We start from the raw sequence: 25,994 nt of genomic DNA, 5'->3' as shown, positions 1-25,994 counted from the left end.
AACGTTAGACCCGCTCGGTTTCACCCTTCTTGAAGAGTCCCTGCGGCCGTATGAACAGGATGAGCAGCAGGATAAAGAAGGCGATGGCGTCCTTGTAGCCGGAGGAGATCCACCCCGCTCCCAAGGATTCGAGGGTCCCGAGGATGAGCCCGCCGAGCACGGTCCCGAAGCCGCTCCCCATCCCCCCCATGATCGCGGCGCAGAAGCCTTTCAGGCCGAGCATGACACCGACGTCGTAGGCGGTCATGGTGAGCGGCGCGATGATCACCCCGGCCAAGGAGCCGAGGGCGGCGCTGATCCCGAAGGAGAGGAGCACCATGCGCCCCACGCTGATGCCGACCAGGTTGGCCGCCTTGCGGTTGAAGGAGCAGGCCCGCATCGCCTTGCCGGTGATGGTGTGGTGGAAGAAGAAGCGGTTCCCGGCGATGACCAGGAGCGTCACGCCGAAGATCCAGAGGTGCTGGGGAAGCATGGTGGCGCCGGCGACCTCGATCGGATCGTTGCCGGAGAAGGCGGGCAGGGCCTGGGTGTCCTTTCCCCACAAGAGCATGACGAGCCCCCGGATCAGGATGCTGGCGCCGATGGTGATGATGATCAGGGCGAGCGGGGTGGCGTTCTTGAGCGGCCGGATGGCGAGCCGCTCGAAGACCACCCCCACAGCCGTGGTGCCCAGGATGGCGACGGCCACGGCTATGAGGATGGGGAGCTTGAAGGCCGTGATGCAGAAGATGGTGATCACTCCGCCCAGCATGACAAACTCACCCTGGGCGAAGTTGATGATCCCCGTCGAATTGTAGATGATGGCGAAGCTGAGACCTATCAGGGCGTAGATGGCACCGGTGGCGAGCCCCGATATGACGAACTGCATCGTTTCGTTTAAGAACTCCATGAACCCCTTCTTTACTTGACCAGCGTCCAGTTCTTCCTCTTCACCTCGACCAGGACGAAGGCGTCCTTGGTAAGACCTGCGTGGTCATGGGCGGAGTAGTTGAACACGCCGCCGATTCCGGCGAAGTTGCGGGTCGCCTCGAGCTGTTTCCTGATGGCGGCGGGATTGTCCCCACCCCTTTCGATGGCGTTCCTCAGCAGCATGACGGCATCCCAGGCGTGGCCGCCGAAGTGGTCGCCTTCGGTCCGGTAATGATGCTGGTAATCCTTGATGAAGGACTGCAGCGACTTCTTCTGCTTGTCGTTTTTGGGGAGCAGGTCGGCGACCAGCACCTTCCCGGTCGGGAGCCGGATCCCCTCGGCGGCGTCGCCGGCCAGCTCGATGAACTTCTTGGAGGAGACGCCGTGGCTCATGTAGAGCGGGATGTTGATCCCGAGCTGCCTGGCGTTACGGGCGATGACGGCCGGGCCGGGGTTGGTGCCCCAGCAGATGATGGCCTGGGGGTGAACGCCGCGGATCTTGGTCAGCTGGGCGGTCATGTCGGTATCCTTCGGGCCGTAGGTGTCGTCGGCCACGATCTGGATGCCGTAGTGGGAGGCCTGGGCCTTGAGCTGCTCGCGCCCGGAGGAGCCGAACCCGTCGGAGACGGTGAGAAGGGCGACCCTGGTCTTTCTCTCCTTCTTGAGCTGCTCGTAGATGCGGGCGACGGCGAGGCTGTCGTTTTGGGCGGTCTTGAAGACCCAGGGCTTCACCGGCTCGGTGATCTTGATGGCGGCGGCGCAGGAGATGAGGGGAATCTGTGCCTTCTCGACCACCGGGATCACCGCCATGGTCTCGCCGGAGGTGCTGGGGCCGATGATGGCCACCACCTGGTCGTTCTTGATCAGCTTGTTGGCGAGCTGGACGGCCTTGGTGGAGTCGCCGCCGGTGTCGTAGGCGATCAGTTCGATCTTCCTCCCCTTGATGCCGCCGACCCGGTTGATCTCGTCGACCACCATCTGGGCGCTGTTGCGCTCGGGCTCACCGAGGAAGGATGCGGGACCGGTGACCGAAAAGAGTGCGCCGATCTTGATGGGAGACGCGGCCAGGGCGGCCGAGGCCATGCACAGGACGAAGAATGAAACAAGAGCTACGGTGATCAGTTTTTTCACGTACTTTCCCCCTTTCATTTCATTGCCGATTGCCGATTATCCCACCCGATCCGTCACCGGGCCGCACTCTAGACAGCGGGCATTCCATGACCGCCGCAAGAGCGTCCCCCCCTTTGGCAAAGGGGGGACAGGGGGGATTTGCTTGATGCCGCTAGTGAACGATGGCCCAGTTCCCCTTGTCGATGCGAACCATCTCGAAGGCGGAGAGATCGAGGCCGTTGTGGTCGCCGGCGCTGATGTGGAAGATGCCGGAGATACCGACCAGCTTGCCCCCTTTTTCGATGCCGTCGCGGATCTGGGCGGGGGTGGCGGCACCCTTGGCGAGCGCGCCGGCCACCAGCTGGAAGCCGTCCCAGGCGTAGCCGCCGAAGGTCGAGGGCTCCACGCCGTAGGCCTTCTTGTAGGATTCGACGTACCCTTTGAGGACCTTGGCCTGGGTATCCTTCTTGCCCAGGAGGTTGTACACGGTGAGCTTGCCGGCCGGAAGCATCAGCCCCTGGGCGGCTTCGGGACCCGCCAGTTCGATGAACTTCTTGGAGGCGACGCCGTGGCTCTGGTAGAGCTGGATCTTCATGCCAAGCTGGTGCATGTTGCGGGTGATGACCGCCGGCCCGGGGTTGGTACCCCAGCAGATGATGGCGTCCGGCTTGGCGCTCTTGATCTTGGTGAGCTGCGGGGTCATGTCGGTGTCTTTCGGGGAGTAGACCTCGTCGGCAACGATCTTGAACCCTTTCTTGGCGGCCATCTGCTTGAGCTGCTCGCGGCCGGAGGCCCCGAAGGAATCGGAGACGGTGATGATCGCGATGTTCTTCTGCTTAAGCTTCGCGGCCTGGTTGAGGATCTTCTCGGCGGCCACGTGGTCGTTGGCCGGAGTCTTGAAGACCCACTTCTTCACCGGCTCGGTGATCTTGATGCCGGCCGCGCAGGAGATCAGCGGGATCTGCTCCTTCTCGACGAGCGGGATGATGGCCATGGTCTCTCCGGTGGTGGAGGGGCCGATGATGGCGACGACATGGTCGTTCTTGATCAGCTTGTTGGCAAGCTGAACCGCCTTGGTGACGTCACCGCCGGTGTCGTAGGAGAAGAGCTGGATCTGGCTCCCCCTGATTCCACCCTTCGCGTTGATCTCCTTCACGAGAAGCTCCAGGGTGTTTTTTTCCGGCTCCCCCAGGAACGACGCCGGACCGGTCACCGAGAAGAGCGCCCCGATCCGGATCGGACCAGCGGCGAACGCGGTGGCGGCGGTGCAGACGGCCACCAGAAAACATGCAACTGCAAATAACCTTTTCATTCGACAAGCCCCCCTGTCTTTCGAGTTAAACAGTGTTTTGATACTGCCAAACTCGGGTTCTAGAGGTCCCCCTCCAGTCAGGGGGCTCATCGACGGTTCCCCCTGTCTAGAGGAGAACTTCTGCCTCGATTATCAATCGGCTGCCGTTAAAGCAAGCCGTAATGCATCACATGCTGTACAGCCTTTCCCCCGGCAGCGCGGTGAACCCGTTGCCGGCCAGGGTGGCAAGAGCCTTGTCGGTCTCATCGAAACGGAAGATCATGACGGCGTTTTCGCCGCAGCGCTCGACGAAGGCATACATGTACTCGACGTTGATGCCGTCCTTGTCGAGCGCCTGGAGGATGTCGGCGAGCCCGCCGGGACGGTCCGGGATCTCGACGGCCACCACGTCGGTCTTGCTGACGGTGAACCCCTTCTCCTTCAGGACCGCCTTGGCCTTCTCGGTATCGTTCACGATCAGGCGCAGGATCCCGAAGTCGGAGGTATCTGCCAGGGAAAGGGTGCGGATGTTGATGCCGGCGTCGCCCAGGATGCGGGTGACCTCGGCGAGCCTGCCGAACTTGTTTTCGATGAAGATGGAGATCTGTTCCACGTGCATGACTATCCCCCTATTGGCATGTGATCGCTATAGTTCCCCTCGCCCCTTCAGGGGAGAGGGTGGCCGAAGGCCGCTCCCTATAACCCTCGCCCCTTTAGGGGAGAGGGTGGCCGAAGGCCGGGTGAGGGCAGCTTTTCCCTCGGCGGCAGCTTACGCTTTCGGCCTGTTATCGATGACCCGCTTGGCCTTTCCTTCGCTTCTCGTGATGCTCTTCGGCTCGACCAGACGGACGCGGCAGGTGACGCCGAGCATCTCCTTGATCTGCTTTTCGATGCGGGAGGAAAGCGCCTGCAGGTGCTTGACCTCGTCGGAGAAGAGATCCTCGCCCACCTCGACCTGGACCTCCAGGGTGTCGAGGTTGTCCTTGCGTTCCACGATCAGCACGTAGTGCGGCTCGACCCCTTCCACCCCCATCAGGATGGACTCGATCTGGGACGGGAAGACGTTGACACCGCGGATGATCAGCATGTCGTCGGAGCGGCCGCTCATGCGGGCGATGCGGGCGTGGGTGCGGCCGCAGGCGCACGGCTCATAGGTAAGCGAGGTGATGTCCCGGGTCCGGTAGCGCAGCAGCGGGATCCCCTCCTTGGTGATGGTGGTGATGACCAGCTCCCCCTTCTCGCCGGCCGGCAGCACCTCGCCGGTCTCGGGGTTGATGATCTCGGGGATGAAGTGGTCCTCCCAGATGTGGAGCCCCTTCTTGGCTTCGCAGCACTCGATGGCGACCCCGGGTCCCATGATCTCGGAGAGGCCGTAGATGTCGACCGCGGAGAGGTTGAGCTTACCCTCGATATCGGCCCTCATCGCCTCGGACCAGGGCTCGGCGCCGAAGATGCCGACCCTGAGCTTCAGGTCGCGGAAGTCGATCCCTTCCTCGCGGGCGGCCTCGGCCATGAACAGCGAGTAGGACGGGGTGCAGGTCAAGACGGTGGAACCGAAATCCTGCATGATCATGATCTGTTTCTTGGTGTTCCCCCCGGACATGGGGATGACGGAGGCCCCCAGCTTCTCGGCGCCGTAGTGGGCCCCGAGGCCGCCGGTGAAGAGCCCGTAGCCGTAGGAGTTATGGATGATGTCACCCTTGTGGACACCGGCCGCCACGAAGGAGCGGGCCATCAGCTCGCTCCAGGTGTCGATGTCCTTCTGGGTGTAGCCGACCACCGTCGGTTTGCCGGTGGTGCCGGAGGAGGCGTGGATGCGGACGATGTCCTCCATCGGCACCGCAAAGAGCCGGTACGGATAGGAGTCGCGCATGTCCTGCTTGTAGGTGAAGGGAAACCGGCGCAGGTCCTCGAGGCTCTTGATGGAATCGGCGTTGACACCGGCCTTGGCCAGCGACTCGCGGTAGAAGGGAACGTTCTCCTGGACCCTGGCCACCATCGCCTTGAGCCTCTTTAACTGCAGCGCCTCGAGCGCTTCCCGGGGCAGGGTCTCGAATTCCTCGTTGAAATACATGGCGCACTCCTAAAAACTTCGTTTTCTACGGCAATCTGTCCATCCGTACCAAAGCGCTACCCGTTCCAAAGTGGTACCCGTTCAAAGGCGCTACCCGTTGCGAAGACGGCACCCCTCAGTTGCGGGAAAGCTTCCGAAACATGGTTCCCCCCTTGTCAAAGGGGGGACAGGGGGGACTTCCGGCTAGGCGAGCGAACGGCCGACCTGGAAGGCTTTGAGGTTGACCGCCAGCGCCTTCTTGGGAACCATCTTCTCGATCGCCTCCAGCCAGAACTTCTCCTCGATGTGCATCCGCTTCGACACGGCGCCCAAGAGCACGATGTTGGCGGCCCGGGCGTTACCGGCGTCGATGGCCAGTTGCTGGCCGTCCACCAGGAGAAAATCCGGGAACTTGGCGGCGATCTTCCCGGCCAGGTCCTCGGGGTAGCTCTCCTGCCCCATCAGTACGGAAGGGGGAGGGATGCAGAGATCGTTGGCGATGACGGCGGCCCCGTCCCTCAAAAGCGGCAGCGAGCGGTAGCTCTCCATCAGCTCGAAGCCGAACAGGATGTCCGCCTCCCCTTCCGGGACGATCGGGGAAAAGACCTCCTTGCCGTAGCGGACGTGGGAGACGACCGAACCGCCGCGCTGCGACATCCCGTGGATCTCGCTCTTCTTGACGTCGAAACCGGCCAGCATGCAGGTCTCGGAAAGCACCTCGGCGGCCAGCAGGATCCCCTGCCCGCCCACCCCTACCAGGAGGATGTTGGTTATCTTGTCGCTCATTTCGCCTCCTGAATCGCGGAAAACTTGCACAGCTGGCGGCAGACGTCGCACCCGTTGCATAAAAGCGGATCGATGTACGCCTTACCCTTCTTCTCGCCGGGAGTCCCCACCCACTGGATGGCGGGGCAGCCGACCTTGAGGCAGGCGCGGCAGCCGCTGCAGGCGTCCGGCTCGACGGCGAGCGTCCCACCCTTGACGAAGACCCCTTCCCGCTTGATGAGGACGCACGGCTGGTTGGTGATGATGACCGAGGTCTCCGGCCGCTCCATCTCCTCGGCGATCACCTTCTGGCACTCGTCGAGGTCGTGCGGGTTGACGCCGCGCACGTGCTTCACGCCGATGGCCTTGCAGAGCATGTGCAGGTCGACCGCGTTGGTCGGGTCATCCATGAGCGTGTGGCCGGAGGCCGGGTTATCCTGGCGGCCGGTCATGGCGGTGATCCGGTTGTCGAGGATGATGACGGTGGCGGCACCCTTGTTGTAGACCATGTCCATGAGGCCGTTCACGCCGGTGTGGAGGAAGGTCGAATCGCCGATCACGGCGACCACCTTTTTCTGCTCCTCGGGGGGGAGGACCTTGACCGCGCCGGTAGCCATCCCGATGGAGGCCCCCATGCAGATGCAGGTGTCCATGGCGGAAAGGGGAGGCATAAAGCCAAGGGTGTAGCAGCCGATGTCGCCGGTGACGTAGGCCTTGAGCCTGTTGAGGGAGTAGAAGACGCCGCGGTGCGGGCAGCCCGGGCACATGTTGGGGGGACGCCCCGGAAGCTTCTCGGGAGCGATCGGCTCCTTCTCGGGGAGACCGAAGCCCCTCCGGATCCTACCGGGAGTGAGCTCGCCGCAGATGGAGAGGATCTCCTTGCCGGTCACCGCGATGCCGGCCGCCTTCACCTGCTCCTCGATGAACGGATCGAGCTCCTCCACCACGTAGAGCTTGTCGACCTTGGAGGCGAACTCCCTGATCAGCTCCATGGGGAGCGGGTGCACCATCCCGAGCTTCAAAACCGAGGCATCCGGGAGCACTTCGCGGACGTACTGATAGCTGACCCCGGCGGTGATGATCCCCATGGTGGTGGAGCGCATCTCGGTCCGGTTGATCGGCATGGTGCAGCCGTCCTGGCCGAGTTTCACCGTGCGCTCTTCCACGACGTAGTGGCGGCCGCGGGCGTTGCCGGGGAGCATGACGTACTTCGGCGCGTTCCGGACAAGCTTCGGCTCGGGGAGGTCCCCCTGCCTCTGGCCCAGCTCGACCACCGACTTGCTGTGGGAGATGCGGGTGGTGGTCCGGAGCATGACCGGGGTGTCGTACTTCTCCGAGATCTCGAAGGCGAGCTTGGTGAACTCCAGGCACTCCTGGGAGTCGGAGGGCTCGAGCATGGGGACCTTGGCGAACTTCGCGTAGTTGCGGTTATCCTGCTCGTTCTGGGAGGAATGGAGCTCCGGGTCGTCCGCGGTGACCAGCACCAGGCCGCCGTTTACCCCCACGCCGGTATAGGAAAGGGTGAAGAGCGGGTCGGCGGCGACGTTGACACCGACGTGCTTCATGGTGACGATGGATCTCGCCCCGGCGAAGGAGGATCCGATCCCCACCTCGAGGGCGACCTTTTCGTTGGGGGCCCAGGAGGAGTTGATTTCGCGGTAGCGGATGATGTTTTCAAGAATCTCGGTGGAGGGGGTTCCAGGGTAGGCGCAGGCGACCCTGACACCGGCCTCGTAGGCCCCTCGGGCGATGGCCTCATTACCAGAAAGTATTTCCTTCATTGAGTACCTATTTCCTTGTAAGACGATTTGCTGAGTCGGCGAAATATACAGGAGTACCGCTTGGACTGTCAACTGCTTTCTAGAACATCGTTCAATACTTAGACCGCTTCTTGACGGGTTCTTTACTCTCTTCAAACACTTAACAGAGAAGGGAAGAGATGGGTCGAATCTCATTGTCCCATCAAAACTTTTTCGGTCACCTTAAACGCAGTTTCACTCCCCCCTGTCTCCCCCGGAGTACGGGCCCCAGAATGCCGTAAGTTATCCCCATCGCCCCTTCAGGGGAGAGGGTGGCCAAAGGCCGGGTGAGGGCAGATTCAGGGTAGAGGCTGGGCGCCCCCTGGTGAGGGAAAGGTATAGAGCCCCCCCCCCGCGTGAGCGAACAATCGAATAAGGTATAATGAATGGAGCCCCGGCAGTGCAAAATAGCCGGCGGCTTGCGGAGGACGTCATGACTTTTCTTTTCCATTGGTTGATCCGGGCGCTCGCCATCATCATCACCGCCTATCTCCTGCCGGGGGTAAGGCTGTCCGGCTTCTTCGCAGCCTTGGTAACCGCGCTGGTGCTCGGCCTGGTAAACACTTTCATAAAGCCGATCATCCTTTTGCTGACCCTCCCCTTCAACATCCTTACCCTGGGACTGCTCACCTTCGTGATCAACGCGTTCATGATCCTTCTAACGAGCGCCGTCGTTCCCGGCTTCCAGGTCACCGGCTTTTTCTGGGCCCTCATCTTCAGCCTGGTTCTTGCCGTGATCAACTTTACCCTCGGGATGATGATCTTCTGAGCGCGCCCCATGACCACCGGCTCCATCCGCATCGGCACCTGCTCCTGGACGGAATCGGAAGGGGGAGAGGCGAGCACCTTCGGGGTCGAGAGCCCGCACGACCGCCTGACACGCTATGCCGAACGGTTCGACACCGTTGAGGTCGACAGCAGCTACTACGCCCTCCCCACCCCGGCCATGGTCGGTGCCTGGCGGGAGCGGACTCCGCCCGGCTTTCTCTTTCACCTCAAGGCCTACGGGGCGCTGACCGGCCACGGCATCGATCCCTCCCGCCTTCCGCGGCAATTAAAAAGCCTGGCCCTCTCCCCTTCCCTTGCGCCACAGCTAAGAAGCCAGCCCCCCTCCCCTTCCGCGGATCGCGAACTGGTCCAGATATCCGACCCGGTCGCCCTGCGGGATGTCGCCGCTGCCTTCTGCGAGGTACTCCAGCCACTGCGCGAGGCGGGAAAGCTCGGCTTCATAGTCTTCCAGTTCCCACCCTGGTTCACCTGCAAAAGCGCCAACCGCGACTACGTTTATGCACTGCCGGGAATTGATGGGAGGCTTTCCGATCGCCGTCGAATTCCGGCACGGGAGCTGGCTGACCACGGTGCACCCCCCCGAGACCCTCTCCTTTCTCAGGGAAAACCGGATCTCATACATCGTCTGCGACGAACCCCGGTACGGCAACCTCACCACCGTGCCGTTCCTGCCGGACCTGACGACCAGGGTGGCTTACCTGCGGCTGCACGGCAGAGACAGCGAGGGGTGGGCGGGGCATTCACTCCGGCGTGAGATGTATCGCTACAGCGAAAACGAGCTCCGCCACTTTGCCGACCACGCCGCCCGCCTGGCACGCCAGGCACGGACAGAATTCGTCATGTTCGCCAACTGTCACGGGGGCCACGGGCTGAGCAACGCACTGACACTGAAAGGCCTCCTTGACTGGTGACAGGCAAGGTTTTGTCTCACTTCCCCGGGATCAAGCGGTAAAAATCGTTTTATTTAGACATTGCAACACCTTAAAAGGTGTTATATAGTTGGCGCGCAATTGTGGAGCATGACTCCTGACAATGCGGCAGCAGCCCTTTTCCCCGGCCCGTCGGGACCACCTTTCACGCCGTCTGGTTCCAGGCGGCAACAAAAGAGAACACCTGCATGATTTACCGAATCAAAAGACGAATCGCCGCACTGGCAGACACCTTCAGAAGAGCATCCGATGACGGCTATGACCAGGAGGGCTTTTCGCTGGTAGAGATGGTGGTGGTGGTGGCCATCATCGCAATTCTGGCCTCCCTGGCGATCCCGGCCTATTCCCAGATCGAAGACCTCGCCCGCAATGCCAGGGCCGTGGTCGAGATACGGGAAATGGAACACGCCATCGCCGCCTACTCGATCGAACATGGTGGAGTATACCCTTCCTCCCTGGCGGACATCGGCCGCCCCAATGCCATCGATCCCTGGGGCGCACGTTACGTCTATTCGGACTTCAAGGCTCCCAACGACGCCCCCCGGCTTGGCTCCATCGGCTCCAGCGACGACCAATGGAACACCGACTTCGACCTGTACAGCCTCGGCACCGACGGAAACTCCAATGCAGCCAACTTCAACGACCCGTCAACCCAGAACGACCTCATCCGCGCCGGCAACGGCGCCTACTGCGGTTTGGCCAAAGACTTCTAACCGTGGGTGCGGTGATTGCCGTACCGATCAGCATTCTTTACAGAAGGTAATCGATTTATGACGTGCAACTGCCCAAAATGTCACGCAACCATAGAGCTCGACCTTCCCGAGGTGACCGAACAGGGGACCAGCGCCACCTGCCCCTCTTGCAACGCCAGCTTCAACATCTACCGGGAATCGTTCGGCGGGCGGGCTTTCCGGAAATCGTCCGAGCTTTCCTGCGCAAGCTGCGGTGAGCAGCTCGGGCCGGAGAACCACTGCCGGACCTGCGGGGCCCCCTTCCCCGACTACGTCGTGGCGGGTCTCGGCCGCCGCAAGGCCGTCCGCAAGGTCACCAAGCTCGAGTTGAAATCCAGCCCCTTCCAGAGAAAGGTGAAGTACAGCCCGACCCTACCTACCCTGGATGATGCGATGAACCTGGAAGGCGGGGCCGGCAAGAAAACCTCGACGGCCAGCCGCGACCTCACCAAGGGAAAGAAGATCGCCATTGCCCTCCTTGTGGTATCCGTCATCGCCCTGGCGGGCACCGGCGTCTACCTGAAGAAGAAGGCCGAAGACACCTACATCAAGAACTTCGCCCAGGCCACCTACGCCGTGCAGCTGGGCGCCGACAAGTGCCGCAAGGTGAGCCAGAAACTCGCCGCCGACTGGAAAGCAAGAACCGATGCCGGTCAGCCCTTCACCCCCCGCATCGGCGTCATGGACGAGAAAGACCTCGGCATCATTTCCGACAAGATCGCCGACCTCAAGCGCTCCATGGGCAAGGAGCCCGGCAAGTTCGAGGGATGCACCGACAAACTCGGGAAGATCGAGGCTCCCTACAACAAGATGAAAAACCTGGTCCTCAATCCCGGCAACTCGCTGGCGACCTTCATTGACTCGGCCAACAAGCTGGATGCCGAATACAACGCGGGCGCCAGCGACTTCAAGGGGAGCATCCCGCCCGAGGCCCTGGTCCGCCTGCGCCAGGCATCCCAGCACTACATCGGGCTAAGGCAGCTCTTCAAGTAGCTCACCCCGGCAGCTTCCGCCCGTTGCACTTGGGCGGCCCTGCTTCAAAATTCTTGGTAACGTAGGACGAAAAAAAAGGGAACCCCCAACCGGGAGTTCCCTTTTTCGTTAAGTCGCCTGGAATGCGCCCCCTAGCCGGAGACCTCGCCCCCCGCCAGCAGGTCGTTGACCACCACCCCCGCCATGGTCAGCCCGAAGATGGAGGGGATGAACGACACGCTCCCCAGGATCACCCGCCGGTGTTCGCACGAAAAGCGCTGATCGTCCTTGTTGGGACAGATGCAGTTTCCCTTGCACCCGCCATCCTTGATCGCCTGCTCCCGGTACTCCTCGGTCGAATACACCACCTTCACCCCGTCCTCCACCCCCTGCTTCTTCAGGAGCTTCCGGACCGAGCGGGCCATGCGGCACTTGGTGGTCTGGGAGATGTCGGCCACCTTGATGAGGGTGGGATCGAGCTTGGAGGCCGCCCCCATGCTGGAGATGATCGGGATCCCCCTCTCCTTGCAGGTGCGTATCAGGTGGAGCTTGCTGGTGATATGGTCGATGGCGTCGACCACGTAATGGTAGCGGTCGGAAAGGAGGAATTCGCTGTTTTCAGCGGAGTAGAAGTCCTGGTAGGGGACCACCTCGCAGTGGGGGTTGATGAGCCGCATCCGATCGGCCATCACGAGCGCCTTGGCCTTGCCGACGGTGCCGTCCATCGCGTGCAGTTGGCGGTTAACGTTGGTCAGGCAGATCTCGTCGAAGTCGACGATGACCAGCCGGCCTACACCCGCGCGGCAGAGGGCCTCGGCGGCGTAGCTCCCAACCCCGCCAAGCCCGAAGATGGCGACGGAGGAGTTCTTGAGTTTATCGAGCCCCTGCGGGCCGATCAGGAGTTCGGTACGGGAAAAGCGATGCAGGTGTGACATGTGGATCCTTCAGCGAGTTGATGTGGTTCAGGGCCGGCGGCCGTGTTACCTTCCGAAGTATGGCACAAGCGGGCCGTCTCATGAAAGAGAAAGTTGCCAACCCCACCCTACCAATCCAGCCGCTGGTCCATCTGGAGGGCCGGCTCGCCGGTGGCCGGGCGCCCGACCACCTTGGCCGGCACACCCGCCACCGTTGCGTGGGGAGGGACCTCCTGCAAGACGACGCTCCCGGCGGCGACCTTGGAGCAGTCTCCGACCTTTATGTTGCCGAGGATCTTGGCCCCGGCGCCGATGAGGACCCCATGGCCGACCTTCGGGTGCCGGTCGCCGCTCTCCTTACCCGTGCCACCGAGGGTGACCTCATGGAGCATGGAGACGTCGTCACCCACCACCGCGGTCTCACCGATCACCACCGAGGTGCCGTGGTCGATAAGGATCCCCTTCCCGATCCGGGCCGCCGGATGGATATCCACCGCGAAGACCTCGGAGATGCGGTTTTGAAGGAAGAAGGCCAGGGGGCGGCGCTGATTTTTCCAGAGCCAGTGGGCGATCCGGTAGGCCTGCAGGGCGTGGAATCCCTTGTAGTGCAGAAACGGCTGGGCCAGCCCCTTCGCGGCGGGGTCCCGCTCGAGGACCGCGGTGAGATCCCTCCTGACCGCCACCCTGATCTCCTCGGAGGAGGCGAAAGCCTGGTTGGCCACGTCCCGCAGCGACATCGAGGAGAGGTAGGGCGAGGCGAGTTTCCCGGCCAGATGGTAGGAGAGTGCGTCTTCCAGGGTCTTGTGGTTCAACACGGCGGCGAAGAGGTAGCTGGCGAGCATCGCCTCGGAGCGGGCCAATTCCACCACCTCGTGGCAAAGCTTCTCCCATACCGGGTCCCCGACCGACTCCTCCTGCTTCTGCATGGCATCCTCCCTGTCATTCACGATAGTTACTGACGAAAGTCTACCTCCCTTAAAGTGGCAGGGCAAATGGGCTCATGAAGCGTGGCCGGCCGCTGCATCCCCTCGCCCGTCAAAAGCTACTCCCCCTTCGGCCGCACCGTCGATTCGCACGCCGTCTGCAGCCCGGCGGCCACCTCCGGCATGATCCCCAACCTGCGGTAGATCGGGTGCACCATCACCCTGAGCCCCGGCAGCCTGCTGGAGAAGATGAGCGCCCCCAAAAGGCAGGCGGCGCCGCCGATCTGGACGGTGATCGGGGCTCCGAGCCGGGCGGCCACGGCTCCCGCGAAGAGGGACCCGAAAGGGGTCATCCCCATGAAGGAAACGGTGAAAAGGCTCATCACCCTCCCCCGCTTGTCGTCCTCGACGATGGTCTGGAGGATGGTGTTGCTGGAGGCGACCTGGACCATGGCACCGAAACCGGCGGGGAGCAGCATGAGGAGCGAGAGCCACTGCGAGTGGGAAAAGGCGAACCCGGCGATGCCGAGCCCGAAGAGGGAGCAGGCGATCACGATCAGCCGGCCGAGTCCGAGCACCGTGCGCCGGGTCGCCAGGTAGACGGTCCCGGTGAGCGCCCCTACCCCGGCCGCCCCCATGAGGAAACCGAAAGTGTGGGGACCGCCGTGGAGGACGTCCTTGGCGAAGACCGGCATCAGCACCGCATAGGGCATCCCCATCAGGCTGATGAGGGCCAAAAGGAGCAACAGGTCGCGGATGGGCGGGAACTTGACGGCATAGGCGATCCCCTCCCGCAGTTCGTGCAGCACCGACTTCTCTTTCGGGCGCACCGGTCGCGGGGTGATCCTCATGAGCAAAAGGGAGAGGAGCACGGCCAGGTAACTGGCCGCGTTGATGGCGAAGCAGGCCCCCTCCCCCATCGCCGAGATCATCATCCCCGCCAGCGACGGCCCGATCAGCCGCGCCGCGTTGACCATGGAGGAGTTAAGGGCGATGGCGTTGGCAAGCGCCTCCTTCTCCTCGACCATCTCGATCACGAAGGATTGGCGGATCGGGATATCGCAGCCGTTCACCACCCCGAGCACGAGGCTTAAAACGACCAGGTGCCAGACCTGGATGGTCCCCGAGAAGACGAAGACGGTGAGGACCAGCGCCTGGAGCATGGCGAGGCTTTGGGTGGCGATCAGGAGACGGCGGCGGTTCCAGCGGTCGGCGAGCACCCCGGCGAAGGGGGAGACCACGAAGGTGGGAATCTGGCTGGTGAACCCGATGGTACCCAAAAGGAGCGCCGAGCCGGTCAGGCGGTAGACCAGCCAGCTCATCGCCACCTGCTGCATCCAGGTCCCGATCAGGGAGACGCTCTGGCCGAAGAAGAAGAGCCGGTAGTTACGGTAGGAAAAAGCGCGCAGGAGGGCGTACCGGTACCCGCCCTTCAGCCGCGAATCGTTGTTGTCCATAAGATGGTGGCAGCTATCTCGCCCCCTCGTAAAGGGCATCCGCTTCCTTTTCGGTAAGCTTGATCCCCTGGCGATCGAGGATCACCCCGGAGACCAGCCACAGCTGCGTGATGGCGTTGTTGTAATCGACCAGGGCCTGGATCTCGTTTCCCTGTGCGGCAACCAGGTCGTTTTCCACGTCGAAGACATCCTTGGCGGTGGCAAGTCCCACCGCGTTTCGTTTCTGGAAGGCCCTCAGGCGCTCTTCAGCGTAGGCCCTCCCGCGCGAGGTCACCTCGATCTGCTTGTAGCTCGCCTCCACGAGCCTCAAGGCCGCCCTCACGTCGTTGACCACCCCGGATTCGAGACTCTGCAGCTGGGTCTTGGACTGGTCGAGGGCGAGCTTGGCCCTGATGTAGTCGTTCTCCGCCGCACGGTTGCCGAGCGGGTAGCTGAACTGCAGTCCCACCCCCCAGACCGGGTCGTCGGCGGCGATCGTTTTCTGGTAACTGCGGAGAAAACTCTGGGCGAAGCCGGCGGTCCCGACGTTGGCGGTGAGGTTCAGGTCGGGAAGGGTGCGGTTTCTGGCTACCCGCTGCTGCAGGTCGTTGATCCGGATGGAGACCCGCTGGGCGGCGAGCTCGGGGCGGTTTTGCAGGGCATCGCGCACCGCCTGCTCCTCGGGCACCTGGTACGGTTCCCGGTACGGCCGGTCAACCAGCACGAGGTCGCTCCCCGCGGGCAGCTGGAGTTCGAGCCGGAGGAGATCCATCTGGTCCCGAACGGCACGCTCGGCATCGATGACCGCCTTCTCCCTGGTGGCCGCGCTGAACTCGGCGCTCAGGATCTCCATGGCGGGCAACACCCCCGCCTTGACCCGCCCCTTGGTTTCCACCAGGATCCGGTTGGCCAGGGCCAGCGCTGTCCGCTGCACCGCCAGGACTTCCTGGAAGTTGTAGAGCTTGAGATAGTCGCTGCGGACCTGGGCGACGGTCGCGCTTAACTTGGTCCGGAAGCGGTCGAGGTCCCCTTCCTTGGTGAAACGGGCCACGTTGATGTTGAGCTCGGTCGCCTCCTTGCCGAAGTTGCGCAAAAGGGGTTGGCTGACGCTGAAGTTGGTCCCGCTGGAGAAGTAGCTCGCCGAGTTGCTGACGTAGCCCGAGTTGGCGTTGACGCCGACCGATCCGCCGGTGGTGAGGAGTTGGCTGATACCGGCGGTGCCGTTGAGCTGGTCGACGATGAAGGGCTGGAAGTTGAAGGTGTTGGGGCTCGCGGTCCGGGTGTAGTCGACCGAGGCGCTGACCAGCGGGTCGAAGATCCCCTGGTTGCGGCGGATGTCGGCCTCGCCCATGGCGGGGTTGTAGAGCTCCACCTTGAGGTCGAGGTTCCGTTCCACCGCGAGCTTGACGGCGTCGGCCAGGCCCAGGTTGACCACGGACGCACCCGGTGCCGGTGCCGGTGCCGGGGCCGGGGCGTAGGCTGCGGGCTGGGCCGGAGCCGCGGCCGGGCTCGCGGTCTGGGCCCACAGCGGCCGCGTGGCGCCCATCGACAGGCAAAGAAGCAGCATGGCCGTGATTCGGCAGGAAATCCTCATCAAAGATCCTTTCTGAACCCCGCACGGCGCGGGGGATTGGCTTGGGCGATCACTCATATCTTAGCGCATCAATCGGGTTTAGGGAGGCGGCCTTGCGGGCGGGGTAGAATCCGAAGAAAACGCCGACCCCGGCCGAAAAGAGGAACGCGATCAGGATGGTGTTGATGGAGACCAGGGTGGGCCAGCCAACGAGGATGGCCACCAGGTGCGCCCCGGCCACCCCCAGGAGCATTCCGAGGAGGCCGCCGCAGGTGGTCAGGAGCACCGCCTCGGTCAGAAACTGCAGAAGGATGTCCCGCTGCTTGGCCCCGATGGCGATCCGGATGCCGATCTCGCGGGTCCGTTCGGTGACCGAGACCAGCATGATATTCATGATGCCGATCCCCCCGACCACCAGGGAGATGGAGGCCACCGCACCGAGGAGCAGCGACATCACCTTGGAGGACTGCTCGGAGACGGCGAGGATCTCCGAGAGGTTGCGGATCATGTAGTCCGGTTCACGGGAGGGACCGACCCGGTGCCGCTGGTTCAAAAGCGCGGTCACCTCCTCCTCGGCCTTTTTCAGCACCTCGGCGCTCTTCGCCTGGATCATCAGGGCGCCCACCGTGTTGGGGAACTGGCCGCCGATCAGCTTGCGCTGGGCGGTTGTCAGCGGGACGTAGATGACGTCGTCCTGGTCCTGCCCCTGGGGAGACTGCCCCTTGCGGTCCAAAAGCCCCACCACCGTAAAGGGGATCTTCCTGACCCGGATGATCTTCCCGATCGGATCGGTGTCGCCGAAGAGGTTCTCGGCCACCGTCTGGCCGATCAGGCAGTACTTGGTGGCGCCGTCCACGTCGGACTGGGTGAAGTTGCGCCCGCTGACGACCGCCCAGTCCCGCACGACCAGCATCTCCGGGGTGACCCCGCTGATGACCGTGGACCAGTTCTGGTTCCCATAGACCACCTGGCCCGAGCCGCGCACGGTCGGGGCTACCTGGGCCACCGACGGGCACTCCGCCTTGATCGCCTTGGCGTCGTCGTAGGTGAGGGTCTGGGTGGCGCCCGATCCGGAGCGCATGCCGCCGCTGGTGACCGAGCCGGGCAGGACCAGCAGGAGGTTGGAGCCGATGGAGGCGATCTGGTCGGAGATCATCTTGCTCGCCCCCGCCCCGATGGCGACCATGGCGATGACCGCCGCGATCCCGATGATGATCCCCAGCATGGTCAAAAGGGCGCGCATCTTGTTGACCCTCAGGGCCCGCAGGGCGATCCGGAAACTCTGCAGGAAGGTCGTCATGAAGCCACCTCCTCCCTCGGGACCGAAAGCGGGACGTGAGAGGTATCGCTCACCACCAGCCCGTCGCGGAAGACGATGTGACGGCTGGTAAATTCCGCCACCTCCGGCTCGTGAGTCACCATGATGATGGTGATCCCCTGCCGGTTCAGCTCCTGAAAAATGGACATGATCTCAACCGTGGTCCTGGTGTCGAGGTTACCGGTCGGCTCGTCCGCCAGGATGATGGAGGGCTCGTTCACCAGGGCGCGCGCGATGGCCACCCGCTGCTGCTGCCCCCCGGAGAGCTGGTTCGAATAGTGCCCCTCCCGTCCGGCCAGCCCCACCCGCTCGAGGGCCGCGAGGGCGCGCGCCTTCCGCTCCGCCGCGGGCACCCGTCCGTAGAGCAGCGGAAGTTCGACGTTCTCCCGGGCGGTGGTCCTCGCCAGGAGGTTGAACCCCTGGAAGACGAAGCCGAGTTTGCGGTTACGGATCTCCGCCAGTTCGTTGCGGGACAGGTCCCCGACCCGCACCCCGTCCAGGAGGTAATCGCCGCGCGTGGGGACGTCGAGACACCCGAGGATATTCATGCAGGTCGACTTGCCGCTGCCGGAGGCTCCCATGATGGCGACGAACTCGCCACTGGAGACGGAGAAGGAGACGCCTTTCATGGCCTCCACCTTCTCCTCACCCATGGTGTACACCTTGGCGACATCGCTCAGACGCACTACTTCGCTCATCTAGAACCTCGGCCCCATGGGCGAACCCATCCCCGGTTTCTTACCCTTGGTGATCTGCTCGACGATTACCTCGTCGTTCTCCTTGAGCTCTCCGGAAGCGACCTCGGTAAAGCCGGAATCGGAGATACCGGTGGCGATGGAAACCGGACGAGGATCCCCCTCGGGAGTCAGGAGGTAAACCTTCTGAACCGCCTGCATCGACCTCGCGCCACCGCGCCCCGGCATACCGGCGGTTAAGCCGCTGCCGGACCCGGCAGGCGCACCGCTTCCGTCGGGTCCGCCGGGTCCGCCGTGGCCACCGGCGCCTTCCCGGCCGCTCCCCTTGCCCCCCTCCGCGGCACCCTTCCCTTCGGAGGCGACTTTGCGGTCCTTGCCCCCCTTCTGGTCCTTGCCTGATTTGGGCTTGAAGCGAAGCGCGGCGTTGGGGACCTTCAGGACATCATCCTTGCTCTGGGTCTTCACCGAAACGTTGGCGGTCATGCCCGGCTTGAGTTTCATCTCCTTGTTTTCCACGCCAATGACCACCACGTAGGTCACCACGTTCTGGGTCACCACCGGGGCGTTGCGGATCTGGGTCACCTTCCCCGTGAATTGCTGGTCCGGGTAGGCGTCGACGGTAAAGGAGGCGGTCTGGCCGATCTTGAGCCGGCTGATGTCCGATTCGTCGACGCTGGTGTCGATCTCCATCTTGGTGAGATCCTGGGCGATGGTGAAAAGGGTCGGCGTCTGGAAGGAAGCGGCGACGGTCTGGCCGACGTCGACGTTACGGGAGACGACGATACCGTCCACGGGAGAGCGGATGGTGGAATAGCGGAGATTGGTCTCCGCCTGCCTGAGGGCGCCGCGGCTTTGCACCACCCCCGCCTCGGCGGAGGAGATGCCGGCCACCGCCGCATCGTAGGCAGTCTGGGATGCGTCAAGGTCGCTTTGGGAGACGATCCCCTCGGCGAGGAGCTGGCGGTTTCTCCCCAGGGTCCGCTTGGCGTCGGCCATGGTCACCTTGGCCTTGGCGAGGTTGGCCTGGGCGTTCAGAAGATTCCCGCGGGACTGCTCCACGGCGGACTGGAAAAGGGCCGGGTCGATCTGGGCGATCGGCTGTCCCTTCTTCACAGGGGAGTTGAAGTCGGCGTAAAGCTTGGAAATGGTTCCGGAGACCTGGGTGCCTACCTGGACGGTGACCACCGCGTTAAGGGTGCCGGTGGCGGAAACGGTGGAGACGATGGCGCCTCGCTCGACTTTCAGGGTCTTGTACTGCGCCTTGGGCTCCTGTTTGAAAAAGAAGAAGCCGGCCAGTCCTAAAACAACCACCACCAACAGCGCGATTACTGCGATTTTTTTCAACGCCTCACCTCGTACCCTGGATTTGTCCGGCGACGATATTCTGTAAATGTGCAAGAAAGATGACCGGATAGCAGGTATCCAGCCGAACGTGCCCCCTTAAAAAACTGCCAGTGTATCGGTACTCCCCCCACGGGTCAACGGGAAAGATCTCAACCGGTTTCCTGGCAACGGGGGAGCCGCTCTCCCGTCCTCTCCCGTCCTCTCCCGTCCTCTCCGGTGCCACGGTAACAGCCGCTGCCCTGACGGCCACAGGCTGCCCCCCCTGCCAGCGCCAGAGGAAACCCTTAGAAAACCGCCGAGCCCCCTCGAATACCCCTAAAGTGTAAACAGATCCGGCCGATTCTAGACTGTACGTGATGCACTCCTTAAGGTATTAGATTTAAATAACTGTTTTTTCGTTGTTTTTCCAGCATCCAAAAGAATATCATGCGTAAACACCCTTCGGGGTGATCCACCGTAACTATTTGCCAGGAAAGGGGTCTCCGTGAGAAACGAGTTAGACAGCGTGTCCGCATGCTGAAAGTAAGAGCCACCGCAGCAGTCCTTCTCGTCGCAGCAACCATTACCGTAACAGCCCATGCAGAACCCCTCGACTCCTCTCAACAAGTAGTCCAGGTGGAGACAGGCGGGATCCAGCCGGCTCCCGTAACCACGTACGAAATAGCGACCACCGACGATTCTCCGCGGCCGGTGGACAAGTTCGACTTTGGCTACCTCAAAGGCGCCTTCGCCGACACCGGCAAGGTGCTGATTTCCCCGATCCATTGGGACGGGAAAGACTGGCTGAAATTCGGCGCCGTCGCGGGCGCGACCGCCGGTTTTTTCCTGTTGGACGGCAACATCAAGAACTTCGCCCAGAGCCACAAGAGCAACACCGCCAACGGCTTTGCCACGGTCGGCAACGACCTCGGCAACGGCCTGTATACTCTCCCGGCCTTGGGGGCCTTCTACGCCTACGGCGCCATGGGCAATGACCACAAGGCGCGGCGGGCGTCGCTGTTGGCCCTGGAGAGTTACGCCATCTCCGGGTTGATCACCGAAGGGCTCAAGACCACCTTCCAGCGCCACCGCCCCAACACCGGCCAAGACCCGGACTCCTTCAACGGCCCCCACTTCAGCCTCAAGAACGTTTCCTTCAGCTCAGGCCATACCGCCTCCGCCTTTTCCATCGCCACCATCTTCGCCAACGTCTACAAGGACAACCCGTTCGTACCTCCCCTGGCCTATGGCCTGGCGAGCCTGACGGGACTTTCCAGGATCTACAGCAACGAGCATTGGAGCTCGGATGTCTTCGTCGGTGCCGCGCTCGGCTACTTCACCAGCAAGGCCCTTTTGAAGTTCCACCCGGACGACCGGGACACCTCGCTCAGCAAGCGCCTCATGATACTGCCCCAGGTCGGCAAAGAGATGACCGGCCTCACGGTCAAATACGACTTCTAACCCCCGCTTCCTACCCAAAACCCCCTCCCGGTCTACCTGGCCGGCAGGGGGTGCCTAAATTGACACCCTGCGGGCAGCGTGTACACTTGCCCCATAATCACCCGCCTCACTCCGGCCGCCCCCCCCTACGGCCCGACATCGACTCACGCAAGACATTACGGACGGCTGACGCGCCTCACCTGCACCGGACCGCCCCCCCCGGTCCGGCCACGGGAGGTTTATTGCCGCATCCAATACAACAAGTGGAAAAGGAGAGCATCATGACTGCTTACCAGGCGAAAGATTTCCAGAAGTTGGTCGGGATGGAAGGATTCAGCGAGACCCTCTTGAAAAACCACTTCACGCTCTACGAGGGGTACGTCAAGAATACCAACACCCTCACCGAGCTTCTCTCGAAGATGAACCAGGAAGGGAAAGGGGCATCGCCGGAGTACGCCGAGATCAAGCGCAGGCTGGGGTGGGAATTCAACGGCATGCGGCTGCACGAGTACTACTTCGAGAACCTCGGCGGGAAGAACCAGCTGAACCCGGAAGGAAAGCTCGGCGCCGCCATGAGGAAGTCCTTTGGAGGGTACGACCAGTGGCTCCAGGATTTCAAAGCCACCGGTGCCATGAGGGGTATCGGCTGGGCCATCCTGTACCAGGACGTGACCAACGGCGAGCTGCAGAACTTCTGGATCAACGAGCACGACACCGGGCATCCGGCCGGCTGCCAGCCGATCCTGATCATGGACGTCTTCGAGCACGCCTTCCTCACCGATTACGGCCTCAAGAGGGCCGATTACATCGCATCGTTCTTCAAGAACGTGAACTGGGAAGTAGTCGAGCGGCGCCTGAGATAAGCTCTCGACACGAGTCGAGAATCCCCCCCGGCAAAGGGTGTCGGGGGGGATTCATTTTCAACGGGACCCAATGCCCCCACTCGGAACGGCCCTCCGCAGACAGGGCCCATTCTGGAAGCGGCGCCCCTCCACCAACAGCCGGTGCCTTATGAAACGCCTACTCCATACCATCATCGCCGTTGCCTTTTTTTGCGTCCCCTTCCTCTCCCCTGCCCCGGTCCGGGCCTCCGAGCTCTACGCCCTCGGGGGGCTCATGGAATCATCCGACCCGACCGCCCACTCCTACTCCTGGCAGCTCGAGTACCGGCAGGACCTCCTGAAGCATCTCGCCGCCGGAACCTCCTATCTCAACGAGGGACACATCGACGGGCACCACCGGGACGGCTACACCGTCCAGTTCTGGGGGCGGACCGAGCTCCTGGACTACCGCCTGACCCTGGCTGCTGCGGTCGGCCCCTACTTCTACCTGGACACCAAGAGGGAGCCGACTCCGAAGGGTTTCTCCAACGATCACGGGATGAAGGCGATGATGAGCCTGGCCGCCGCCTGGCACTTCGACAACGACCTCATCTTCGAGTTGCGGAGCAACTGGGTGAAGGCGGGAAGCAGCTTCGACACCCTTTCGGTGCTCGGGGGGATCGGCTACCACTTCGATCCCAACCTGGAACCGGTCAGCGTGGAACTGGCACGAAGCGAGGAGCTCAAGAACGAGATCACCTTCTTCCTCGGCCAGACCATCGTCAACAGCCTCAACTCCCAGCACTCGATTGCCGCCGCGGTGGAATACCGGCGGCGGCTGTCGCGGCACGTCGACTGGACCCTGGAAGGGCTCTACGAGGGAGACAACCGCCTGGTAAGGCGTGACGGCCTGATCACCCAGATCTGGGCCAGTCAGCCCTTACTGGAGGGGCTCTTCTCGGTCGCCGGCGGCGCGGGGCCCTATTTCGACATCGGCCACTACCACCGTCCTGCCGATCACGAGGTCGACCCGGTCGGACTCCTTTTGACCATCACCGGCAGCTACCGGTTCACCCCCCACTGGTTCCTGCGCGCCTCCTGGAACCGCCTGGTAACCAGTAACGACCGCGACACCGACATCATCCTGGGGGGCCTCGGTTTCCGGTTCTAGTCGAAGATCTTATCCCTCGCACGACAAAAGGGGCACATCCCGCACGGGAGGCGCCCCTTTTGCCGTTCAGACAGGGGATAGGTATCCTGGCGGTCATCGTTTCCCTGAGCCACCCCGTACCACGGACGCCTTTTCGGTCCACCCTCGGTACTCCTCTGGCGACATGCGCGGCAGCGACTTGACGAAGGAAACCATGCTCCAGATGTGCTCGTCTCGGTGCCCTTTGCCAAAGGCAGGCATTCCGGTCATTCGAACCCCGTTTTTTATCACCCAGAAGACCTCCGTTTTCTCCATCTTGTCGGCGATCTTGTACAGCTCTGGCGGCTTCGGGCGCAATATCTGTTCGCTCCTTACCCGGCGCGCCGTGACAAAGGCTGCACGTCTCGTCGTAATCGTGCACGACATCCCAGCTCGGTCGAAGGTTGGCAGGGACCGCGAGTCCCTCAGACCGCCGCTCGACCGAATGCTCCCGTACCGTTTTCATGACCATTCGGTCAACGCGTAATGGGGCGCCACGGCGCCCACGTCGATCACCCCCGAATAGATGACGACGAGTGCCGCCGCCAGTGCCAGGGCGCCAACCGACAGCATAGTGATGGCCACAATTTTCCAGGATGCCATGTGCTTTCCTCCTTATCTGCCTCCTTTCTCCCCTGCCCTTTCCCAAGGTCCCTTGTTCAAACCGTCTCCCGTTCCGGCGGAAACGACGGGTAGAACCGCGAGCTGATGACCTCCTGAAATAATAACCCCTGCGCCCCCTCATCGGGATGCCCGCCTCGCCTCCTTGTTGCATGGCGTCACCCTGGGCTCAGTACCAGGCCCAAGAGCGGCGATTGATCGGCATGGGCCACCTCGCTTCCCGCCTTGTTCCTCACCGGCTTCGCCTGGCCCAAGAAAGGGATAGGGGAGCAAAGCTCAGCAGACGAAGCACGAAAAAGGGGGATACCGAAACGGTATTCCCCCTTCTTTTTCAGCGGCACCATAATCGCGGCCCTTCCTCCTGAAAAGGCCCACCGGGCGGATCCGCGCATGATACGACGTGCTCCGAGCACGATGTAACTTACTCCGAGCGTGAAGCGTGTCACTCCGAGGACAAAGCGTGTTACTTCGAGCACGAAGTGAATTGCTCCGGGCACGAAGTAATTTACTCCGAGCACGAAGTGAATTACTTCGAGCGTGAAGTAACTTAGCTGGACCTCCATGCATGCAAAAGCGGGAAACGGCCGGCCCTTCACGCCCCACCCTGACGTCGATACGTCCCACGATGTTCGGACGCACCACCATCCGCAGCCTCATCCCCTTGTTGAACAGGTTAGGCCCGGTCAGTTCACTGCCCGTGTACGTCGTGATACGCCCTTTCTTCGTCATGGCGCGCTCGCCTGAACGATATGATTCGGCGGCTGTCGGCCCGCCAGCACCATAGCAAGACTTCGTCGCCTCCATGATCGGCCAAGAGCGCAACAAGTGTTTTCATGGCGAGAAGAACCTCGACAGCTGGCTTCCGGGTGATGACTACTTCGTCCTCAATATCATCGACGGACTGGAGGATAAACCTCCTACCAAACCTGACTTGAACAATCAACCATGTCCTGTGCCGCCCTCAGGGTTGATGAATTGTGACGCGTTCGGCCCGGCCTAGCGGAAAGATGGGAACAACTGCGCTCCGCTCTTACCCACCGTCCAGTCCTACCGCGCCCAACCAGCGCATTGTACTAAATCTAGTTACGGCAGCGAGAGTAATCCGATTATCAATGGCTGTCCCCATTGCCTCGCCCCTTTAAAACGGATAACCGAGCCCCACGAAAACCGCCGGGCCTTCGCGCCCCACCCCGACATCGATGCGCCCCACGATGTTCGGGCGCACCACCATGCGCAGCCCCACCCCCTTGTTGAACTGGAAGCTCTTGTCGGTCGCGTCGACGAGCGAATGCATGACGGAGCCTATGTCGAGAAAGGGGGCCAGCTCCCAGTCCGCGTCCACCTTGAAGATCTCCCACCTGAAGAGCCTGATGCGCTCCTCCAGGTTGAGCAGGAGGCAGCTTTTGTCCACGAAGCGGTTCTGCCCGTATCCCCTCAAGGTTGTTTCCCCCCCCAGGATCGCCTGCTCGAGGAAAGGAACTCGGTCTCCCACCACCTGTTGCGAGGAAAACCTGGCGGCGGTGATGAAGCGGCGGTCGGGATAGGGGAGATAGCATTTCCCCTCCAGCTGGTAGGATTGGAAATCCTCGCTGCTCCCGAAGGCCTTGGCGCTTTCCTCGACCGAGACCCTGGCGTAGCGCCCGGTGGTCGGCATGGTGGCGGAGTCGAGCGTGTTGTAGAGCAGCGAGACCTTTTGCGCATGGGCGCGGTAGCCGGTCACGCCGGGAACGGTCTCCGGCCGGAAGAGCTGCGTGATGGAGGGGACCGAGGTGACCGCCCCCGGGGTGATCTCCACCTTCTTGTAGCGCTCCCCGAAGTGGAGTTCGAAGTGATCGCCCAGCCGGTACCCCCAGGAGCCGACGAAGCCGGTCTCCCCGTCGGCGTAGTTCGTCTCGTTGCGTTTGGAGGATTGCGACTGGAAGCCGTAGAAGCGGGCGGAGCCATCCACGTACTTGAAGAGCTCGAGGTCCCCCTCCCACTTTTCCGATAAAAGTTTCTGGTCCGTGTATTTCAGCCGGTACTCCTCGTTGGCCTTGGTGGCCTTGGAGAGGTTGACCTTCATGCTTTGGTCCGGGGTGGGATAGAAAGCTCCGTACAGGGTGCCGGTGGTGCCGAAATAGTCGTTGTAGTTCACCTGCGGCACGATGAGGGTACTCACTTCGTCCTTGGCGTTGTGCAGGAGAAATGCGGTCAGCCCGCCGTAGGTGATCCCCTCGTTGGGGGAGGAGGCGATGACGGGGAGCGGTATGGCCACCATCTTGGTCGGGTCGGCGAAGCTCTCGTTGGCCACCGGTGGGGGGAGGTAACTCTTGGGAATCTCGCAGGCGCAACCGGCCAGGAGGGCCAAAAAGAGAAATAACGTTGTCAATCGATGCATGAACTAACCAACCCAT

24 protein-coding genes and 1 pseudogene are annotated in these 25,994 nt (G+C 62.4%); 8 read left to right on the top strand and 17 right to left on the bottom strand.

Annotated features, from left to right (window positions below; all coding sequences use genetic code 11):
- Positions 1 to 4: 4 nt before the first annotated feature.
- The 7 genes from ACYVL5_RS04050 to iorA form a co-directional block, all read right to left on the bottom strand.
- A complete protein-coding gene (locus ACYVL5_RS04050; RefSeq protein ID WP_460594272.1) occupies positions 5 to 889 on the bottom strand; it encodes a branched-chain amino acid ABC transporter permease in 885 nt (294 codons plus the stop codon).
- Between the two features lie 11 nt (positions 890 to 900).
- Positions 901 to 2,040 carry an ABC transporter substrate-binding protein gene (locus ACYVL5_RS04045; RefSeq protein WP_460594271.1) on the bottom strand — a complete coding sequence of 380 codons (1,140 nt, stop codon included), beginning with the start codon at positions 2,038 to 2,040 and terminating at the stop codon, positions 901 to 903.
- A gap of 151 nt (positions 2,041 to 2,191) precedes the next feature.
- The gene (locus tag ACYVL5_RS04040) at positions 2,192 to 3,331 is read right to left on the bottom strand and encodes an ABC transporter substrate-binding protein (protein WP_460594270.1); all 1,140 of its coding nucleotides are present in this window, start codon (positions 3,329 to 3,331) and stop codon (positions 2,192 to 2,194) included.
- A gap of 166 nt (positions 3,332 to 3,497) precedes the next feature.
- Entirely contained in the window at positions 3,498 to 3,929 is a 432-nt protein-coding gene (locus ACYVL5_RS04035; protein ID WP_460594269.1) for an ACT domain-containing protein, read from the bottom strand.
- A gap of 150 nt (positions 3,930 to 4,079) precedes the next feature.
- Entirely contained in the window at positions 4,080 to 5,384 is a 1,305-nt protein-coding gene (locus ACYVL5_RS04030) for a phenylacetate--CoA ligase family protein (RefSeq protein ID WP_460594268.1), read from the bottom strand.
- 183 nt (positions 5,385 to 5,567) lie between these two features.
- The gene (locus ACYVL5_RS04025; protein WP_460594267.1) at positions 5,568 to 6,149 is read right to left on the bottom strand and encodes an indolepyruvate oxidoreductase subunit beta; all 582 of its coding nucleotides are present in this window, start codon (positions 6,147 to 6,149) and stop codon (positions 5,568 to 5,570) included.
- Positions 6,146 to 7,909, bottom strand: coding sequence for an indolepyruvate ferredoxin oxidoreductase subunit alpha (gene iorA, locus ACYVL5_RS04020; protein ID WP_460594266.1), 1,764 nt, complete (start codon positions 7,907 to 7,909; stop codon positions 6,146 to 6,148). The genes ACYVL5_RS04025 and iorA overlap by 4 nt, the downstream gene beginning before the upstream one ends.
- Before the next feature lie 451 nt (positions 7,910 to 8,360).
- On the opposite strand from iorA, the gene ACYVL5_RS04015 reads away from it, so the two are divergent.
- The 5 genes and pseudogenes from ACYVL5_RS04015 to ACYVL5_RS03995 all read left to right on the top strand — a co-directional run bounded on the left by ACYVL5_RS04015 (position 8,361) and on the right by ACYVL5_RS03995 (position 11,369).
- Complete coding sequence (locus ACYVL5_RS04015) at positions 8,361 to 8,696, top strand: phage holin family protein (protein ID WP_460594265.1); 336 nt, start codon at positions 8,361 to 8,363, stop codon at positions 8,694 to 8,696.
- Between the two features lie 9 nt (positions 8,697 to 8,705).
- Positions 8,706 to 9,161: pseudogene (locus tag ACYVL5_RS04010) on the top strand (DUF72 domain-containing protein); the annotation flags it as partial.
- A 52-nt stretch (positions 9,162 to 9,213) separates the two neighbouring features.
- The gene (locus ACYVL5_RS04005; protein ID WP_460594264.1) at positions 9,214 to 9,627 is read left to right on the top strand and encodes a DUF72 domain-containing protein; all 414 of its coding nucleotides are present in this window, start codon (positions 9,214 to 9,216) and stop codon (positions 9,625 to 9,627) included.
- A gap of 206 nt (positions 9,628 to 9,833) precedes the next feature.
- Complete coding sequence (locus tag ACYVL5_RS04000) at positions 9,834 to 10,358, top strand: type II secretion system protein (RefSeq protein WP_460594263.1); 525 nt, start codon at positions 9,834 to 9,836, stop codon at positions 10,356 to 10,358.
- Between the two features lie 57 nt (positions 10,359 to 10,415).
- Positions 10,416 to 11,369 (top strand): hypothetical protein, encoded by a 954-nt coding sequence (locus tag ACYVL5_RS03995; RefSeq protein WP_460594262.1) that lies wholly within the window; start codon positions 10,416 to 10,418, stop codon positions 11,367 to 11,369.
- A 131-nt stretch (positions 11,370 to 11,500) separates the two neighbouring features.
- Here the strand turns inward: ACYVL5_RS03995 and ACYVL5_RS03990 are convergent, their stop codons facing one another.
- The 7 genes from ACYVL5_RS03990 to ACYVL5_RS03960 all read right to left on the bottom strand — a co-directional run bounded on the left by ACYVL5_RS03990 (position 11,501) and on the right by ACYVL5_RS03960 (position 19,551).
- Positions 11,501 to 12,283, bottom strand: a complete 783-nt coding sequence (locus ACYVL5_RS03990) for a tRNA threonylcarbamoyladenosine dehydratase (RefSeq protein ID WP_460594261.1) — start codon at positions 12,281 to 12,283, stop codon at positions 11,501 to 11,503.
- 107 nt (positions 12,284 to 12,390) lie between these two features.
- The gene (gene cysE / locus ACYVL5_RS03985) at positions 12,391 to 13,188 is read right to left on the bottom strand and encodes an LbetaH domain-containing protein (protein WP_460594260.1); all 798 of its coding nucleotides are present in this window, start codon (positions 13,186 to 13,188) and stop codon (positions 12,391 to 12,393) included.
- A 116-nt stretch (positions 13,189 to 13,304) separates the two neighbouring features.
- Positions 13,305 to 14,642, bottom strand: a complete 1,338-nt coding sequence (locus ACYVL5_RS03980; RefSeq protein ID WP_460594259.1) for an MFS transporter — start codon at positions 14,640 to 14,642, stop codon at positions 13,305 to 13,307.
- Positions 14,643 to 14,655: 13 nt separating this feature from the next.
- Positions 14,656 to 16,215 (bottom strand): TolC family protein, encoded by a 1,560-nt coding sequence (locus ACYVL5_RS03975; RefSeq protein WP_460594258.1) that lies wholly within the window; start codon positions 16,213 to 16,215, stop codon positions 14,656 to 14,658.
- Positions 16,216 to 16,264: 49 nt separating this feature from the next.
- Positions 16,265 to 17,494: an ABC transporter permease gene (locus ACYVL5_RS03970; RefSeq protein ID WP_460594257.1), complete on the bottom strand. Its 1,230-nt coding sequence runs from the start codon at positions 17,492 to 17,494 to the stop codon at positions 16,265 to 16,267.
- On the bottom strand, positions 17,491 to 18,210 hold the full coding sequence (locus ACYVL5_RS03965; protein ID WP_460594256.1) for an ABC transporter ATP-binding protein: 720 nt from the start codon (positions 18,208 to 18,210) through the stop codon (positions 17,491 to 17,493). The genes ACYVL5_RS03970 and ACYVL5_RS03965 overlap by 4 nt, the downstream gene beginning before the upstream one ends.
- Complete coding sequence (locus ACYVL5_RS03960) at positions 18,211 to 19,551, bottom strand: efflux RND transporter periplasmic adaptor subunit (RefSeq protein WP_460594255.1); 1,341 nt, start codon at positions 19,549 to 19,551, stop codon at positions 18,211 to 18,213.
- A 513-nt stretch (positions 19,552 to 20,064) separates the two neighbouring features.
- Between ACYVL5_RS03960 and ACYVL5_RS03955 the strand changes: the two genes are divergently transcribed.
- From ACYVL5_RS03955 to ACYVL5_RS03945, 3 genes are all read left to right on the top strand, one after another.
- Positions 20,065 to 20,991: a phosphatase PAP2 family protein gene (locus ACYVL5_RS03955; protein ID WP_460594254.1), complete on the top strand. Its 927-nt coding sequence runs from the start codon at positions 20,065 to 20,067 to the stop codon at positions 20,989 to 20,991.
- Between the two features lie 260 nt (positions 20,992 to 21,251).
- Positions 21,252 to 21,833, top strand: a complete 582-nt coding sequence (locus ACYVL5_RS03950) for a superoxide dismutase (protein WP_460594253.1) — start codon at positions 21,252 to 21,254, stop codon at positions 21,831 to 21,833.
- A gap of 148 nt (positions 21,834 to 21,981) precedes the next feature.
- Positions 21,982 to 22,962 carry a hypothetical protein gene (locus ACYVL5_RS03945; RefSeq protein ID WP_460594252.1) on the top strand — a complete coding sequence of 327 codons (981 nt, stop codon included), beginning with the start codon at positions 21,982 to 21,984 and terminating at the stop codon, positions 22,960 to 22,962.
- A gap of 93 nt (positions 22,963 to 23,055) precedes the next feature.
- Here ACYVL5_RS03945 and ACYVL5_RS03940 read toward each other — a convergent pair whose 3' ends face one another.
- The 3 genes from ACYVL5_RS03940 to ACYVL5_RS03930 form a co-directional block, all read right to left on the bottom strand.
- Entirely contained in the window at positions 23,056 to 23,256 is a 201-nt protein-coding gene (locus ACYVL5_RS03940) for a c-type cytochrome (RefSeq protein ID WP_460594299.1), read from the bottom strand.
- Between the two features lie 186 nt (positions 23,257 to 23,442).
- Positions 23,443 to 23,583: a hypothetical protein gene (locus tag ACYVL5_RS03935; protein ID WP_460594251.1), complete on the bottom strand. Its 141-nt coding sequence runs from the start codon at positions 23,581 to 23,583 to the stop codon at positions 23,443 to 23,445.
- A 1,156-nt stretch (positions 23,584 to 24,739) separates the two neighbouring features.
- On the bottom strand, positions 24,740 to 25,978 hold the full coding sequence (locus ACYVL5_RS03930; protein ID WP_460594250.1) for a BamA/TamA family outer membrane protein: 1,239 nt from the start codon (positions 25,976 to 25,978) through the stop codon (positions 24,740 to 24,742).
- Positions 25,979 to 25,994: the final 16 nt, after the last annotated feature.

Source organism: Geomonas sp. Red276, from assembly GCF_054784495.1.
This window is presented reverse-complemented; position numbering and strand designations above follow the sequence as displayed.

Excerpts from the sequence above, each read along its gene's own strand:
- ACYVL5_RS04050 (WP_460594272.1), bottom strand. The coding sequence starts at position 889 with ATGGAGTTCTTAAACGAAACGATGCAGTTCGTCATATCGGGGCTCGCC.
- ACYVL5_RS03990 (WP_460594261.1), bottom strand. The coding sequence starts at position 12,283 with ATGTCACACCTGCATCGCTTTTCCCGTACCGAACTCCTGATCGGCCCG.
- ACYVL5_RS03945 (WP_460594252.1), top strand. The coding sequence starts at position 21,982 with ATGAAACGCCTACTCCATACCATCATCGCCGTTGCCTTTTTTTGCGTC.
- ACYVL5_RS03955 (WP_460594254.1), top strand. The coding sequence starts at position 20,065 with ATGCTGAAAGTAAGAGCCACCGCAGCAGTCCTTCTCGTCGCAGCAACC.
- ACYVL5_RS03950 (WP_460594253.1), top strand. The coding sequence starts at position 21,252 with ATGACTGCTTACCAGGCGAAAGATTTCCAGAAGTTGGTCGGGATGGAA.
- ACYVL5_RS03930 (WP_460594250.1), bottom strand. The coding sequence starts at position 25,978 with ATGCATCGATTGACAACGTTATTTCTCTTTTTGGCCCTCCTGGCCGGT.
- ACYVL5_RS03970 (WP_460594257.1), bottom strand. The coding sequence starts at position 17,494 with ATGACGACCTTCCTGCAGAGTTTCCGGATCGCCCTGCGGGCCCTGAGG.
- ACYVL5_RS03935 (WP_460594251.1), bottom strand. The coding sequence starts at position 23,583 with ATGGCATCCTGGAAAATTGTGGCCATCACTATGCTGTCGGTTGGCGCC.
- ACYVL5_RS04015 (WP_460594265.1), top strand. The coding sequence starts at position 8,361 with ATGACTTTTCTTTTCCATTGGTTGATCCGGGCGCTCGCCATCATCATC.
- ACYVL5_RS03980 (WP_460594259.1), bottom strand. The coding sequence starts at position 14,642 with ATGGACAACAACGATTCGCGGCTGAAGGGCGGGTACCGGTACGCCCTC.
- ACYVL5_RS04040 (WP_460594270.1), bottom strand. The coding sequence starts at position 3,331 with ATGAAAAGGTTATTTGCAGTTGCATGTTTTCTGGTGGCCGTCTGCACC.
- ACYVL5_RS04030 (WP_460594268.1), bottom strand. The coding sequence starts at position 5,384 with ATGTATTTCAACGAGGAATTCGAGACCCTGCCCCGGGAAGCGCTCGAG.
- ACYVL5_RS03965 (WP_460594256.1), bottom strand. The coding sequence starts at position 18,210 with ATGAGCGAAGTAGTGCGTCTGAGCGATGTCGCCAAGGTGTACACCATG.
- iorA (WP_460594266.1), bottom strand. The coding sequence starts at position 7,909 with ATGAAGGAAATACTTTCTGGTAATGAGGCCATCGCCCGAGGGGCCTAC.
- ACYVL5_RS03940 (WP_460594299.1), bottom strand. The coding sequence starts at position 23,256 with ATGGAGAAAACGGAGGTCTTCTGGGTGATAAAAAACGGGGTTCGAATG.
- ACYVL5_RS03995 (WP_460594262.1), top strand. The coding sequence starts at position 10,416 with ATGACGTGCAACTGCCCAAAATGTCACGCAACCATAGAGCTCGACCTT.
- cysE (WP_460594260.1), bottom strand. The coding sequence starts at position 13,188 with ATGCAGAAGCAGGAGGAGTCGGTCGGGGACCCGGTATGGGAGAAGCTT.
- ACYVL5_RS04000 (WP_460594263.1), top strand. The coding sequence starts at position 9,834 with ATGATTTACCGAATCAAAAGACGAATCGCCGCACTGGCAGACACCTTC.
- ACYVL5_RS04035 (WP_460594269.1), bottom strand. The coding sequence starts at position 3,929 with ATGCACGTGGAACAGATCTCCATCTTCATCGAAAACAAGTTCGGCAGG.
- ACYVL5_RS04005 (WP_460594264.1), top strand. The coding sequence starts at position 9,214 with ATGCACTGCCGGGAATTGATGGGAGGCTTTCCGATCGCCGTCGAATTC.
- ACYVL5_RS04025 (WP_460594267.1), bottom strand. The coding sequence starts at position 6,149 with ATGAGCGACAAGATAACCAACATCCTCCTGGTAGGGGTGGGCGGGCAG.
- ACYVL5_RS03975 (WP_460594258.1), bottom strand. The coding sequence starts at position 16,215 with ATGAGGATTTCCTGCCGAATCACGGCCATGCTGCTTCTTTGCCTGTCG.